The sequence below is a fragment of the Phytopseudomonas daroniae genome (genome assembly GCF_004327285.1).
GTDB classification, from domain to species: Bacteria; Pseudomonadota; Gammaproteobacteria; order Pseudomonadales; family Pseudomonadaceae; genus Aquipseudomonas; species Aquipseudomonas daroniae.
The window spans coordinates 16,933-31,957 of sequence record NZ_QJUI01000034.1 but is presented as its reverse complement, the minus strand read 5'-3'; the positions used below and the strand labels follow the sequence as shown (position 1 = coordinate 31,957).

The following is a 15,025-nucleotide window of genomic DNA, read 5'->3' as shown; positions in this document are numbered from 1 at the left end:
ACAGATCGTCTGCGCGGCCATGCGCAAGCTGCTATGCATCGCTTACGGGGTGCTCAAATCCGGCCAACCCTTTAACCCGCAACTCGCTATTGCGAGGTGAAGGTTAAGACGGTATCTACGTCATGAAACCCACCAAATCGAACGTCTGCTTGCGCCACATTGCCGCCGATCTATAGGGATACGGGTTCCTGTTTGCCAAGTGCACAAAGATCGTGAACAGGCTCTAAGATACCGGTGCAGGCACTCCTGCCGGGCGAATCGTTTCAACCCTTCAGCCGGCGTGGTGTCGACCGCAATACCGATGACAATCCGGTCAATCTCAAGCTGGTCTCGCCGATTCTGGACAGGCTGCGCCACATCCGTCTGGTCACCATGCACGCGCCCGAAAAATTAGGGATCGAATTCGCACTTGCGCATCAGCCTGACCTTATCATGCTGGACATCAACCTTCCCGGGATGGAAGGCTATCAGGCTGTGCAGGTGTTCCAGTCGCACCTGCAATTGCGCCATGTGCCGGTGATTGCCGTGTCGGCCAACGCCATGCACCGCGACATCGAGCGTGGCATGGCCGCTGGCTTTGCCGACTATCTGACCAAACCACTGGATATCGGTCGTTTCCTCGCCAGTGTCGATGCACATCTGCCCGATACCATCGAAAACAGAGCAATGACAGGCAAACATGAAGAGCCGCGGCGGCGGGCGTTATCGACGTCAGGGTTAATCAAGGAGGTGATATGAAGGTCAGCCAGGCCCTGCGTAAACGCCATAGCATCCGCGCCTTTCTCGAGCGCCCGGTGGATACGGAGCTGCTGCGCGAGCTGCTCGAACAGGCGGCCCGTGCGCCCTCCAGCGGCAACCTGCAACCCTGGCGCATCCACGTGTTGCAGGGCGAGGCGATGGAGCGTTTTCGCCAGCACATCGCACAGCGACTGACGGACGATCCGCAACCCGACCCTGCGGATTACGCGGTCTACCCGCAACCCTTGCAGGAGCCCTATCGCACCGCACGATTCGAAGTGGGTGAGCAGATGTATGCTCTGCTTGGTATCGGCCGCGAAGACAAGGCGGCGCGCCTGGCCTGGTTCGCCCGCAACTTTCGCTTCTTCGAGGCGCCCTGTGCGTTGTTCTTCTTCGTCGACCGCTGTATGGGGCCGGGGCAGTGGGCCGACCTGGGCATGTACCAGCAGAGCCTGATGCTGCTGCTCAAGGAGTACGGTCTGGATAGTTGCCCTCAGGCCTGCTGGGCGCGCTATCACCTGAGCGTCAGGGCCTTCCTGCAGACGCCACCCGATTACATGCTGCATTGCGCCATCGCCGTGGGCTACGCCGCCCCTGAGGCACCGGTCAATCGACTGGTCAGCAAGCGTTTGCCGCTCGATGAGTTCTGTACGTTCGTCGAGTGAGCAGGGCGCAGAACCGTCAGAAGAATCCCGTCCGCAGCCTGGATTGAGCAAGGCGATTGCCCAGGCGTTGCTGCGCTCACTGGCTCAGGAACCACCTTCCTAAAAACCTGTTCACGATCTTTGTGTGCATAGCAGGAGCTCGGATCCCTATAGATCGGCGGCAATAAGGCGATAGCGGCCGCTCGTAGGGTAGACGCTTCACCTACGCGACCGACCCGTCCACCGGCTCCACAATCGTAAAGGTGGATGAAAAGAGCGTCAGCTGCGCGCTCCGATCCACCCTACGTCGTTACCGCCAGTTTGCTGGTCATCGTACCTGGGATCTTGTCGGAAGATCGTGAACAGGCTCTAACAGAAATCACCTAAATCACCTGAACCGGAACACGCCTCGAGAGTCACTTCTGAATGCCTGAATATTTCAAAGTATTTCTGAAATTGATATCGAGTATTACGAAATGTAATTGGGTTATTAGCTGCCTGGGCAGTAATCTGCACGGCATTCACTGCCTGGGCAGGAAATCCACATGCCACATTTCGACCGCGAGCGTTTTTCGCTGCAGCACTCACCGGGCCACCTCATTGCCCTGACCAATCAGCTCAAGGATCGCCTGCTGGAGCGCCATCTGGTCGAGCACGGCATCACTGCCGCGCAGTTCAAGGTGGTTTTGTTGATCAGCCAGAAGCTGGCCAGCACTCCCGCCGATCTGGTGCGTTTGCTCAACCTCGACAGCGGGGCGATGACCCGCATGCTCGACCGCCTGGAGCAGAAGGCGCTGATCATCCGCGAGCGCAGTAGCGAAGATCGCCGCCAGGTATGCCTGACCCTGACCGACTCCGGTCGTGCCCTGGGCCTGCTGGTGCCGCAGATCGCTGCAGATGCGATCAACGACCTCACCGGCTGCCTGAGCCGCCCCGAGCTCGACGAATTACAACGCCTGCTGAAAAAGATACTGATGGCTGCCGACGCCTTGCCGTGCATGCCGGGAGAATGAAGAACACCATGCCGTTGCGTACCCCCCTGACTCTGCTTTTCAGCGCCTTGCTGCTGGCGGCCTGTACCTCGCCCGATGGCCTGCACACCGAAGGCCATACCTTGGATGCGGCCAGCCTGCGCGGCGAACACACCTTCGCCGGCAATCTGTCGCCTGCGGCCTGGCCCGCCAGTGACTGGTGGAACCGCCTGGGTGATCAGCAGTTGAACGGCTTGATCGAAGAAGCCCTGCGCAGCAATCCCGATCTGCAGGTCGCCGATGCCCGTGCCCGCCAGGCCAGTGCCGCAGTGCTGGCCGCCGACGCGCAGCGCCAGCCGACGCTGGACGCCAATGCCGGGGTGACCCGTTCACGTTCCGCGCGGGTCGACGACCCCAGCGGCCAGGGCGGGCGCTATGGCACTCTGCGCAGCCTGTCGCTGGACGGCGGTTACCGTTTCGATCTCTGGGGCGGTGAACGTGCCGCCTGGGAAGCCGCTCTCGGGCGCGCCCGGGCCAGTGAGGTGGATCGCCAGGGGGCACGCCTGACGCTTGCCGCCGAAGTGACTCGCGCCTACAACGACCTCGGTCTGGCCTACGCCACCCACAATCTGGCCGAACAGGATCTCAAACGCAGCCGCGACATGCTCGAACTGGCCAGTAGTCGGGTCGATGCCGGGCTCGACAGTGAGTATCAACTGCAGCAGACCCAGAGCCTGGAAGCGGCCGCCGAGGCCAGCCTGACCGCTGCCGCGCAGCAGGTGGACAGTGCGCGCATCCGCCTGGCGGTATTGCTCGGGCAGGGGCCCGATCGCGGTGAAACGCTGCCGCACCCGCAGTTGATTGCGCCCACGGCACTCAGCCTGCCGGCCAATGTGCCTGCCGAGCTGCTCGGCCGCCGTCCTGATCTGGTCGCTGCACGCTGGCGCGTCGAGGCTGCCACTCGGGACATCACCGCCAGTAAGGCCGATTTCTACCCCAACCTCAATCTGACTGTCGCGGCAGGTAGCAAATCGCTGCTCGGGGATGCCATGTTCGGCGGTGCCAGCCGCTTTTTCAGTGTCGGCCCGGCCCTGAGCCTGCCGATCTTCGACGGTGGCAGCCGGCGCGCCGCGCTGGCCGGGCGCAACGCCGACTACGATCTGGCCGTGGCGCAGTACAACCAGACCCTGATCGGCGCCCTGGGCGATATCGGTGATGGCATCAGCCGCATCCGTTCCCTGGAGCAGCAGATCGGGCAGCAGCAACGGGCTCGCGATATCGCCCGCAGTTCTTACGACATCGCCATGCAGCGCTATGCCGACGGCATCGGCAATTACCTCGACGCCCTGAGCGTCGAGCAGCAACTGCTGCAGAGCGAGCGTCAACTGGCCAGCCTGCGTGCCGAGCGTATCGACGCCTCGGTCATGCTGATGCAGGCCCTCGGTGGTGGCTTCGAAGCTGCCGCTCCATCTTCCACTTCCGCACGCTGAGTACTCGTCATGACCGAATCTCAAGCCACTCCCGCTGCCCCCGATTCGGGCAAGCGCAAACGTCTGCTGCTAGGCCTCGGCGCTGTCGTCGTGCTGTGCTGCGCTTTGATCTTCGCCTATCACGAACTGTACGGGCGCTTCTATGAAGAGACCGACGACGCCTATGTGGGTGGGAATCTGGTACAGATCACCCCGCAGATCACCGGCACGGTGACGCGTATCGCCGTGGATGACGGCGACTACGTCGAGGCCGGCCAGCCTCTGGTGTGGCTGGATCCGGCCGACACCGAAGTGGCCCAGCAGAGCGCCGAAGCCAACCTGGCGCGGACGGTGCGCCAGGTGCGCGGACTGTTCAGCAATGTCGACAGCTACAAGGCCCAGGTGGCCTCGCGCAAGATCGACGTACAGCGCGCCAAGGCCGATTATCAGCGGCGTGTGACCCTGGCGAGCAAGGGCGCGATCTCCCGCGAGGAACTGGCTCATGCCCAGGACACCCTGAGCAGCGCACAGAGCGCTCTGGTCTCCGCCCAGCAGCAACTGGACACCAACCAGGCACTGACCGACGACACCGTGGTCGCTTCCCATCCGGACGTGAAGAGTGCCGCCGCGCAACTGCGTCAGGCCTTCCTCAACAATGCGCGCAGCACCCTGGTGGCGCCGGTCAGCGGTTATGTGGCGCGCCGCTCGGTACAGGTCGGCAGTCGCATCCAGCCTGGCGCCGCGCTGATGGCCGTGGTGCCGCTGCACGAGATCTGGATCGATGCCAACTTCAAGGAAACCCAGCTGCGCGAGATGCGCATCGGCCAGCCGGTGACCGTCGAAGCCGATCTGTACGGCGACGAAGTGACCTATCAGGGCCATGTCGAGAGCCTCGGCGTGGGTACCGGCAGCGCCTTCTCGCTGCTGCCTGCGCAGAATGCCAGCGGCAACTGGATCAAGATCGTCCAGCGCCTGCCGGTGCGAATCCGCCTGGACGAAGAGGCACTGCAAAGCCATCCGCTGCGTATCGGTCTGTCTACGGCGGTGACCGTCGATCTGCACGACCAGAGCGGTGCGCAACTGTCCACGCAGATGCCGAGCGAGCCGCGCTTCAGCACCGCTGTCTACGACGCGCCGCTGGTCGAGGCCGATGCGCTGATCGAACGCATCATCCACGCCAACGGGCCTGCCCAGGCAGTCACTCAGGCAAAGCAGGGCTGACATGAGCGACGCCAACTTTCGCCCGGCCAGCATGCTGTTGGCTACCATCGGCATCTCCCTGGCGACCTTCATGCAGGTGCTCGACACCACTATCGCCAACGTCGCCTTGCCGACCATTTCCGGCAACCTGGGCGTCAGCTCGGAGCAGGGCACCTGGGTGATTACCTCGTTCGCCGTGTGCAACGCCATCGCCTTGCCGCTGACCGGCTGGCTGGCGCGGCGCTTCGGCGAGGTGAAGCTGTTCCTCGCCGCGGTGGTGTTGTTCGTGATCACCTCGTTCCTCTGCGGCATCGCCCGTTCGATGCCCGAACTGGTGGCGTTCCGTGCCCTGCAGGGACTGGTCGCCGGGCCGCTGTACCCGATGGCGCAAACCCTGCTGCTGGCGATCTTTCCCAGTGTCAAACGGGGTATGGCCCTGGCGCTGCTGGCGATGGTCACGGTGGTCGCGCCCATCATCGGGCCCATTGCCGGCGGCTGGATCACCGACAGTTACAGCTGGCCATGGATCTTCTTCATCAACGTGCCGATCGGCATCCTGGCCACCCTGGTGGTCTGGGCGCAGTTGCGCAAACGGCCGGAGAGCATCGTTCATCAGCCCATCGACTATGTCGGCCTGATGCTGTTGATAGTGGGCGTCGGCATGCTGCAGGTGGTGCTGGACAAGGGCAATGACCTGGACTGGTTCGAGTCGACCTTCATCCAGATCGGCACGGCCGTGTCGGTGGTCTCGCTGGTGGCCCTGGTGATCTGGGAACTGACCGATCAGCACCCGATCATCAACCTGCGCCTGTTCATGTACCGTAACTTCACCTTCGGTACCCTGGCACTGGTGCTCGGTTACTCGGGGTTCTTCGGCATCAACCTGCTGCTGCCGCAGTGGCTGCAGACCCAGTTGGGCTATACGCCGATCTGGGCCGGTCTGGCGGCGGCGCCCCTCGGTGTCCTGCCGTTGTTCCTGTCACCGCTGGTGGGCAAGTACGCGCACAAGTTCGATTTGCGCCTGCTGGCCGGTGGTTCCTTCCTGGTGATGGGCGCCTCGTGCTTCATGCGCGCGTCGTTCAATACCGAGGTGGACTATCGGCATATCGCCGAGGTGCAGGTGTTCATGGGCCTGGGCATCGCGCTGTTCTTCATGCCGACCACCAGCATCCTGCTGTCCAGCCTGCCGCCGAAGGACATCGCCGACGGCTCCGGGCTGGCGACCTTCCTGCGCGTGCTGGGCGGCAGCTTCGCCTCGTCGCTGACCACCTGGATCTGGCATCGCCGGGAGATCCATCACCACGCGCAACTGACCGAGCATGTCACGCCCTACGATCCAGCCACCCAGCAATATCTGGATCAGCTCGGCGGCGCCTCGCAATCGGCCTATGCGCAGATCGATCAGGTGGTGGAAAGTCAGGCCTACATGCTCTCGACCGTGGATTACTTCACGCTGATGGGTTGGTTGTTCCTCGGCCTGATCCTGGTCATCTGGCTGGCCAAGCCACCGTTCTCGGCCAAGGGCGCCGCGGAGTCTGGCGGTGGGCATTGAAGTGCGTGCTGGGTGCGATCCTGTAGGACGGCGATTGCTGGCCTCGATGCGGTTCTGCGTGATGGCCGCAAGCGCATCGCCCCGAGGTCGGGGCTCCTACACTATTGCGTAGGAGCCGGCTTGCCGGCGATTGGTTGCCGTGATGCGGTTTTGCGGAATGGCTGCAATCGCTTCGCCCGCAAGCGGGCTCCTACAGGTTGCCGGCAGGCCGCGATTGCATCGCTACCGGGCTACGACTGCCGAACGCGCCACCGCGATCAGGCGTCCACTTCGCTCATCCATTTCGGTTTCGGGTAGCGGCGTTCCGATGTGCCGGCCTTGAGAATGGTGCCGGGCACGTCGTGGCCGATCAGGCCGGGCAGGGTGATGGCGGCGTCGAGCAGGGCGTCGAGGTTCACGCCGGTATCCAGGCCCATGCGCTGGAACATGTGCACCAGATCCTCGGTGCAGATGTTGCCGCTGGCGCCTGGCGCATAGGGGCAGCCACCGAGGCCGCCGAGGGAGGCGTCGAAGCGGTCGATGCCGGCATTCAACGCCGCCAGGGCATTGGCCAGGCCCATACCACGGGTGTTGTGGAAGTGGGCGGTGAACACCGCCTCGGGCCAGCGGCGCAGCGACTCGCGGCAGATACGTTCGACCTGGGCCGGGTCGGCCATGCCGGTGGTGTCGCACAGGGTCACGCCCTGCACGCCGATATCCAGCAACTGCTGAGTCAGTTCGTACACCCGTGCTTCGCTCACTACGCCTTCGAACGGACAGCCGAAGGTGGTGGACAGCGACGCATTGATGAACACGCCGCTGCCGCGGGTGACCTCGATGATCTCGCGGAACTGCACCAGGGACTGCTGCGGCGTCATGCGCAGGTTGGCGAGGCCGTGAGTGTCGCTGGCCGACATCACCAGGTTGATCTCGTCCACGGAACACGACAGCGCCCGCTCGCAACCGCGTACGTTGGGCACCAGTACCGTGTACTCCACCCCTTCGACACGCTGGATGCCACGCATCACCTCTTCGGCGTCGCGCAGATTGGGGATGGCCTTGGGCGAGGTGAAAGAGGTGACCTCGATCTTCGCCAGGCCGGTCAGGGACAGGCGGTCGATCAGGGCGATCTTGTCGTCGGTCGGCACGAAGGCCGATTCGATCTGGAAGCCGTCGCGGGTGGCGACATCCTGAATGTAGAGACGTTTGCTCATGGTTGAATCCTACGATTAAAGCCGCAAGCGGCAAGCGGCAAGCGGCAAGCGGCAAGCTACAAGTAAGAGTTCTACGCTGTTGGCTTGAAGCTTGAAGCTTGAAGCTTCAAGCTGCCTTAGATAATTCCGCGTTCGCGCAATCCGCGAACCTGTTCGTCGGTCAGGCCCAGTCCGGCGAGCACCTGCTCGCTGTGCTCGCCCAGCTGCGGGCCGCCTTCGCCGATACGCCCGGGGGTGCGGCTGAGTTTGGGCAGCACGCCGGGTACCTTCAGTGGGCCGGCGCTGGTCTGTACCGTCTCGATCATCTGTCGGGCCAGGTAATGCGGGTCGCTGACGATATCGGCGGCGGTGTAGGGGTAGCCTGCCGGCACGCGGGCTTCTTTGAGCGCTTCGATCACTTCATCGCGGCCACGCTGTTCTGTCCACTCGCCGATGGCGACATCGATCATTTCGGCGTGCTGGCTGCGCCCGTCGTTGTGTGCCAGGCGTGGGTCGTCGGCCAGATCCTGGCGACCGATCAGGTTCATCAGGCGTTTGTAGATGCTGTCGCCATTGCCGGCGATCAGTACATAGCTGCCGTCGTTGCACGGGTAGGAGTTGGACGGGGTGATGCCGGGCAGGGCGCTGCCCGCCGGTTCACGGACATAGCCGAAGGCGTCGTATTCCGGCACCAGGCTTTCCATCATGGCGAACACCGACTCGTACAGGGCCACGTCGATCTGCTGGCCCTGGCCGCTGCGCGCCCGTTCCTGCAGGGCGAGCAGCACGCCGATCACCCCGTACAGCGAGGACAGCGAGTCGCCGATACTCACGCCGACTCGTACCGGCGCCTGTCCGGGGTAGCCGGAGAGGTGGCGCAGGCCGCCCATGGCTTCGCCGATCACGCCGAAGCCCGGCAGGTCGCGGTAGGGGCCGGTCTGGCCGTAGCCGGAGATGCGCAGCATGATCAGCCGTGGGTTGATGCGTGACAGCTCGTCCCAGCCCAGGCCCCATGCCTCGAGGGTGCCGGGGCGGAAGTTCTCCACCAGGATATCGGCTTCGGCGACCAGCCGACGGACGATGTCCTGACCTTCCGCTTCCTTGAGATTGAGGGTCAGCGACTGTTTGTTGCGTGACTGCACGTGCCACCAGAGCGAGGTGCCGTCCTTGATCTTGCGCCATTTGCGCAAGGGGTCGCCGATACCTGGTGGTTCGATCTTGATCACCTCGGCGCCGAATTCACCGAGCATCTTGCTGGCGAAGGGCCCGGCGATCAGTTGGCCCATCTCGATGACCCTGATGCCTTCGAGTGCCATGGCCGGCACTGGCGCTGCTGATGTCATGAACGAAACTCCACTGCTTGGTCAGGCTGCTGAGCATGGCCCAGCCGTCGTGCGGCGGCAATCAGTCAATGGTCAACGCTGGCTTCGTCAATGACGAAGTCTTAGAGTGTCTTACTAACTGCCAGCGTCGACCATGGATTCGTCGTGGGCGAAGCGTGACCAGCGGAGTAGTGAGCATGCGTGTCGATTTCCTCACCCTGAAACTGTTCGTGGCGATCGCCGACGAGCGCAGCCTGACCCGCGCCGCCGAGCGCGAGCACCTGGCGCTGGCGGCGGTGAGCAAGCGCATCAGCGATCTCGAGGCGCATCTTCGCGTGCCGCTGCTGTACCGTCACCCCAAGGGCGTTTCGCTGACACCGGCAGGCGACGCGCTGCTGCACCATGCACGCAACCTGCTGGATGACATCCAGCACATGCAGGCCGATCTCAGCGAGTTCAGCGAGGGTATCAACGGGCATGTGCGCATCCATGCCAATACCTCGGCAGTGATCGCCTTTCTGCCCGAGGATCTCAGCGCCTTCGCCACGGATCATCCGCAGATCCGTATCGATCTCGAGGAGCGGGTCAGCAGTGACATCGTGCATGCCGTGCGCGAGGGGCTTACCGATATCGGCATCTTCGCCGGGCATGTCGCCGCCGAAGGGTTGCAGATCTTTCCCTACCGGCGCGACCGCCTGGTGCTGGTGGTGCCCAATGGTCACCCGCTGGCCGAGCGCGATAGCGTGGCGTTGAGCGAGACCGTGGCCTACGACTACATCGCCCTGCAGAAGGAGGCATCGCTGCACAGCCTGATCACCCAGGCTGCGCAGCAGGCGGGTGTGCATCTGCGAGTGCGCATCCAGGTGCGCAGCTTCGAGGCAATCTGCCGGATGATCCATACCGGCATGGGCATCGGGATTCTCCCCGAACAGGCGCTGGGCAGTTATCTGCCGGCCATGGGCGTCAAGGTGGTCGCCATCCGCGATGACTGGGCTCGGCGTCAGTTGAATATCGGCGTGCGTCAGTACGATGCGCTGTCGCTGATCGCCCGGCAGATGGTCGACCACCTGCGCGTCAGCGAAGTCGATTAGCCATGCTGCCTTCGCAATTGCCGAAGGCGGGCTTGGTCAATTAAGAATATGGGGCGACGGCGTGCTGGCGTAGAGTTCGCGAGAAACCAAGGCAGGGGTCTGACGTTCGCTGTCACACCCACACCAATAACAACAGGAGTTGCCTCATGTCCCGCGTCTTTCGCCGCAGTTTGTCCTGCGCTCTGCTCAGCGCCTCCCTGGTACTGTGTGGCAGTGCCTTCGCCGAAGAAATCGTCATCAAGTTCGCCCACGTCGCTTCCGACCAGACGCCCAAGGGGCAGGGCGCGCGCCTGTTGCAGAAGCTGGTCAAGGAGCGCCTGGCCGGCAAGGCGCGGGTCGAGGTGTACCCGAATTCATCGCTGTTCGGCGATGGCAAGGAGATGGAGGCCCTGTTGCTCGGCGACGTCCAGCTGCTGGCTCCGGCGCCGGTGAAACTGGAGAAGTATCAGCCACGGGTGCAGATCTTCGACCTGATGTTCCTGTTCGATGACGCGGCAGCTTCCCAGCGTTTCGAGCAGTCGCCCAAGGGCCAGGAACTGCTGCACAGCTTCGAGAACAACGGCATCATCGGCCTGGCCTACTGGCTCAACGGCATGCGCCAGTTCACCGCCAACAAGCCACTGCATGTGCCGAGCGATGCCCGTGGCATGAAATTCCGCGTGCAGCCGTCGGATCTTCAGGCTGCGCAGATCAGCGCTCTGCGTGCCGTGCCACGCAAGATGGCCTTCGCCGAGATCTATCAGGGGCTGCAGACTGGCGTGATCAACGCCTCCGACAACCCCTGGTCTAACATCTACAGCCAGCGTCACTATGAAGTGCAGCAGTACATGATCGAGTCCAATCATGCGGTCGGCAACTACATGCTGATCACCAATGCGGCGTTCTGGAACGGCTTGCCCGAGGATGTTCGCGGCGAACTGAAGACCATCATCGATGAGGTCACGGCCGAGGTGAACCGTCAGGCCCTGGCGCTCAACGAGAAGGACAAGCAGCAGATCCTCGCGGACGGCAAGCGTGAGCTGATCGTGCTCACGGACGAGGAACGCCAGCAGTGGCGCGAGGTGATGCGCCCGGTGTGGAAGGAATACGAAAGCAAGATCGGCAGCGATCTGATCGAAGCGGCCCAGGCTGCCAACGCGGCAGCGCAATAGACTGAAACGGAGACGCTCGATGCTCGATCACCTGGATCATCTGGTACTGACCGCCACCGACGCCGAAGCGACCACCTACTTCTATACCGAGGTGCTGGGCATGCGTCTGGAGACCTTCGGCAGTGGCCGCAAGGCGTTCTGCTTCGGCAGCCAGAAGATCAACCTGCATGTACGTGGCCAGGAGTTCGAGCCCAAGGCCCATCTGCCGGTGTCGGGGGCACTGGATCTGTGCTTTATCGCCAGTCAGCCCCTGGCGCAGGTGATCGAACATCTGCAACGGCTTGGCTGGCCGATCATCGAAGGGCCGGTGATGCGCACCGGCGCCACCGGGCCGATTCGCTCGATCTACCTGCGTGACCCCGACCTGAACCTGATCGAGATCTCCGAACTGGCCTGAGGCCTGGGTGTGGTTGAGGCTTCAAGGCCTTTACAAGGCGAAAGTAGCCTTTCGTAGGGTGGGCCGGGGCGCGTAGCCGACGCTTCACCTACGCGGCCCGATCCGTCCACCACCCCGTGATCGCAATGGTGGATGAAAAAAGCGTCATCCACCCTACGGGGTGAGCGTCTACTTACGCCTCGATCCTGCTCTATGCTGAAACATCAATACCCCTGAGCCTCCGTGCCAGCGTGAGCTATTCGCCCAGGCCGAAGGCCGCGTTTATCAATGGCGTATATCAGCCTGCGGGGCACCGGGTTAGAGTCGTTACGTCAAAACAATTACAACAACTCTCTGGGAGACCGCTGATGGCTACTTTGCGGAACCTGTGGGATCGTGCCGAGGAAATCGCCGTCGCGTTTCTTCTTGCGGCGATGACCCTGGTCACCTTCTCGTACGTGGTGTTCAACAACCTCTACGGTGTTTTCTACGCTCTGGGCGATTCGCTGCCGTTCGCCAACGATGCCATGTTCAGCATCGGCGACGGCATCCTCTATGTCGCCCAGGAAATGACCTGGAGCGTGGCCCTGACCAAGGCCATGTTCGGCTGGCTGATCTTCGTCGGCCTGGCCTGGGGCGTACGCATCGGCGCGCACATCGGCGTCGATCTGCTGGTGCGCCTGTTCAAGCCCTCCCTGCAAAAGGCCGTGGCGATCCTCGCGCTGGTCATCTGCCTGGCCTACTGCGTGCTGATGGCCTACTCCAGCGAGCAATGGGTCGCCACCCTGATGCGCGCCGGTATTGGCGCCGAGGATCTGGATCGTTTCGGCGTCCAGCAGTGGCACATCGTGATCATCGTGCCGATCGGTTTCACCCTGATGTTCCTGCGTTTCGCCCAGGTGCTGGTGCGTGTGATTCAGAACAAGCAACTGGGTTTTGGTGGCCACGGCGAAGTCGAAGACGCCATCAAACTTGCCGAAGAAACGGAGGCTAAACGATGACCATCGCATTTCTGTTCGTCGCCCTGTTCGCGCTGATGTTCATCGGCATTCCGGTGGCGATTTCCCTGGGTTTGTCCGGGGCCATGACCATCCTGCTCTTCAGCAACGACTCGGTGCGTTCGCTGGCGATCAAGCTGTTCGAGACCAGCGAGCACTACACGCTGCTGGCGATTCCGTTCTTCCTGCTCTCCGGCGCCTTCATGACCAGTGGCGGCGTGGCCCGTCGCCTGATCGATTTCGCCAACGCCTGCGTCGGTCACATCAAGGGTGGCCTGGCCATTGCCGCGATCCTGGCGTGCATGCTGTTCGCCGCCCTGAGCGGCTCGTCGCCGGCCACGGTAGCGGCGGTCGGTTCGATCGTCATCGCCGGCATGGTGCGTTCGGGCTACAAGAAGGAGTTCGCTGCCGGCATCGTCTGTAACGCCGGTACCCTGGGCATCCTGATTCCACCGTCGATCGTCATGGTGGTCTATGCCACAGCGACCGAAACCTCGGTGGGCAAGCTGTTCATGGCCGGTGTGGTGCCGGGCCTGCTGCTGGGCGTGTTCCTGATGGTCACCATCTACATCATCGCCCGCGTGAAGAACATGCCGTCGCTGCCGCGTGCCTCCTTCGCCGAGATCATGGTGGCCGGGCGCAAGGCTGGCTGGGGCCTGGCGCTGATCGTGATCATCCTCGGCGGCATCTACTCGGGCATGTTCACGCCGACCGAAGCCGCTGCAGTGGCCGCGGTGTACGCGGCCTTCGTGGCGATCTTCATCTACAAGGACATGACCGTTCGCGAATGCCCGAAGGTGTTCATCGAGGCCGGCAAGCTGAGCGTGGTGCTGATGTTCATCATCGCCAACGCCATGCTCTTCGCCCACGTGCTGACCACCGAGCAGATCCCGCAGTCGATCACCGCCTGGGTGGTGGAGCAGGGCTTCAGCCCGATCGAGTTCCTGATCGTGGTGAACATCGTGCTGCTGGTCGCCGGTACCTTCATGGAGCCGTCGGCGATCATCCTGATCCTCGCGCCGATCCTGTTCCCGATCGCCATGCAGTTGGGCATCGACCCGATCCACCTGGGCATCATCATGGTGGTGAACATGGAGATCGGCCTGATCACGCCGCCGACCGGGCTCAACCTGTTCGTCACTTCGGCGGTCACCGGCATGCCGCTGACCCGCGTGGTGCGCGCGGTGTCGCCATGGCTGCTGGTGATGCTGGCGTTCCTGATCCTGGTGACCTACGTGCCGTTCATTTCGCTGGGCCTGCCGAACTGGCTGGGCATGAGCTGATGATCACCCCACGAAACGCTGCGTTTCCCGTTCCGTAAGAGGCGGTTTAGCGGCGATGCTCCACTTTCCTCGACCCGGCCCTGGCGCCGGGTTTTTTATAGCCTGCCATCCCTGGCGGCCACCCTGCGGGCCGTCGCAAGCGATGTTGAAAATGGCTCCCGACCATTTTTTATTTCACGACTCCAGTACCGAAGCCGTTGCAGAACCCAGGTAGGGCCAAGGTGAAGAGCCTCATCATCTGGTTCGAGATCGTGAACAGGTTCTAGGTAGTGGCTGCCGGGCCGGCTGATACCGCGAATGGTATGAGAGAACATTTGACGGCTATGCTACCAACTAGTAGGTTGGAAATTCGATCTCGATCTGCAGATTTGTACCGCAGAATTCATTCGCAACCTGTCAATGGATCTTTTGCCATGAGTGAAGCGCTTTCCCCGAAGGCCATCGAAATTATGGCGCATGCGCGACTGCTGCTCGCCGCCGGCGGCTATAACAGTTTCAGTTACGCTGATATTTCCGAGCGGGTGCGGATCAGCAAAGCCAGCATTCACCACCATTTTCCGAGCAAGGCGGAACTGGTGCAGACCGTGGTCACCCGATATAGAGAAGAGGCACGGGAAGGCATGGCGCTGCTCGAGCAACAGCTCGGCGAGCCCCTGGCAGAAATCAATGCATATGTAGATTATTGGTCTACCTGCATTCTCGATGGCACTTCTCCATTTTGTATTTGCGCGATGCTTGCTGCCGAACTTCCAACAATTCCAAGTGAAATAGCGGATCAGGTTCGGGGGCACTTTCAGGATCTGACTACCTGGCTTACATCCGTCCTGGAGAAGGGGGTGGCCACGAAGCAGTTCCACGTGATCGATAGCCCGGCAGTCGAAGCGACGGCTGTAATGGCCACGGTTCATGGGGCAATGCTGGCGGCCCGAGCATTCGGGTCTCCCGAGACCTTTCAGGCGATTGTTCGGCCCACGATTAACAGGTTGACCCTGGCGGTTTGATTCTCGACATTCGGGCTCTCTTTCAGCTTCTTTCTACTGCTGCTTCCGAACCAGCTT

The 15,025-nt window shown here is 62.3% G+C and carries 14 protein-coding genes; 12 read left to right on the top strand and 2 right to left on the bottom strand.

Features of this window, described 5'->3' with window-relative positions; all coding sequences use genetic code 11:
- Positions 1-234: 234 nt before the first annotated feature.
- The 6 genes from DNK06_RS23865 to DNK06_RS23840 all read left to right on the top strand — a co-directional run bounded on the left by DNK06_RS23865 (position 235) and on the right by DNK06_RS23840 (position 6,574).
- Positions 235-738, top strand: a complete 504-nt coding sequence (locus DNK06_RS23865; RefSeq protein WP_165493696.1) for a response regulator — start codon at positions 235-237, stop codon at positions 736-738.
- Positions 735-1,403 (top strand): nitroreductase, encoded by a 669-nt coding sequence (locus DNK06_RS23860; RefSeq protein WP_131182449.1) that lies wholly within the window; start codon positions 735-737, stop codon positions 1,401-1,403. Before DNK06_RS23865 ends, DNK06_RS23860 begins: the two co-directional genes overlap by 4 nt.
- Positions 1,404-1,927: 524 nt before the next feature.
- The gene (locus DNK06_RS23855; protein WP_131182448.1) at positions 1,928-2,395 is read left to right on the top strand and encodes a MarR family winged helix-turn-helix transcriptional regulator; all 468 of its coding nucleotides are present in this window, start codon (positions 1,928-1,930) and stop codon (positions 2,393-2,395) included.
- An 8-nt stretch (positions 2,396-2,403) separates the two neighbouring features.
- Entirely contained in the window at positions 2,404-3,843 is a 1,440-nt protein-coding gene (locus DNK06_RS23850) for an efflux transporter outer membrane subunit (protein ID WP_131182447.1), read from the top strand.
- Between the two features lie 9 nt (positions 3,844-3,852).
- Complete coding sequence (locus tag DNK06_RS23845; RefSeq protein WP_131182446.1) at positions 3,853-5,043, top strand: HlyD/EmrA/EmrK family protein; 1,191 nt, start codon at positions 3,853-3,855, stop codon at positions 5,041-5,043.
- 1 nt (position 5,044) lies between these two features.
- The gene (locus DNK06_RS23840) at positions 5,045-6,574 is read left to right on the top strand and encodes a DHA2 family efflux MFS transporter permease subunit (RefSeq protein WP_131182445.1); all 1,530 of its coding nucleotides are present in this window, start codon (positions 5,045-5,047) and stop codon (positions 6,572-6,574) included.
- 257 nt (positions 6,575-6,831) lie between these two features.
- Here DNK06_RS23840 and DNK06_RS23835 read toward each other — a convergent pair whose 3' ends face one another.
- A complete protein-coding gene (locus DNK06_RS23835; protein ID WP_131182444.1) occupies positions 6,832-7,767 on the bottom strand; it encodes a hydroxymethylglutaryl-CoA lyase in 936 nt (311 codons plus the stop codon).
- 116 nt (positions 7,768-7,883) lie between these two features.
- A complete protein-coding gene (locus DNK06_RS23830) occupies positions 7,884-9,089 on the bottom strand; it encodes a CaiB/BaiF CoA transferase family protein (RefSeq protein WP_131182443.1) in 1,206 nt (401 codons plus the stop codon).
- 176 nt (positions 9,090-9,265) lie between these two features.
- Here DNK06_RS23830 and DNK06_RS23825 point away from each other — a divergent pair, with 176 nt between their 5' ends.
- The 6 genes from DNK06_RS23825 to DNK06_RS23800 all read left to right on the top strand — a co-directional run bounded on the left by DNK06_RS23825 (position 9,266) and on the right by DNK06_RS23800 (position 14,968).
- Entirely contained in the window at positions 9,266-10,159 is an 894-nt protein-coding gene (locus tag DNK06_RS23825; RefSeq protein WP_131182442.1) for a LysR family transcriptional regulator, read from the top strand.
- A 146-nt stretch (positions 10,160-10,305) separates the two neighbouring features.
- Positions 10,306-11,310: a DctP family TRAP transporter solute-binding subunit gene (locus DNK06_RS23820; protein WP_131182441.1), complete on the top strand. Its 1,005-nt coding sequence runs from the start codon at positions 10,306-10,308 to the stop codon at positions 11,308-11,310.
- A 19-nt stretch (positions 11,311-11,329) separates the two neighbouring features.
- Entirely contained in the window at positions 11,330-11,707 is a 378-nt protein-coding gene (locus DNK06_RS23815) for a VOC family protein (RefSeq protein WP_131182440.1), read from the top strand.
- A 347-nt stretch (positions 11,708-12,054) separates the two neighbouring features.
- Positions 12,055-12,687: a TRAP transporter small permease gene (locus tag DNK06_RS23810; protein WP_131182439.1), complete on the top strand. Its 633-nt coding sequence runs from the start codon at positions 12,055-12,057 to the stop codon at positions 12,685-12,687.
- Entirely contained in the window at positions 12,684-13,967 is a 1,284-nt protein-coding gene (gene dctM / locus DNK06_RS23805) for a C4-dicarboxylate TRAP transporter large permease protein DctM (RefSeq protein ID WP_131182438.1), read from the top strand. Before DNK06_RS23810 ends, dctM begins: the two co-directional genes overlap by 4 nt.
- Positions 13,968-14,380: 413 nt before the next feature.
- Entirely contained in the window at positions 14,381-14,968 is a 588-nt protein-coding gene (locus tag DNK06_RS23800; RefSeq protein WP_131182437.1) for a TetR/AcrR family transcriptional regulator, read from the top strand.
- Positions 14,969-15,025: the final 57 nt, after the last annotated feature.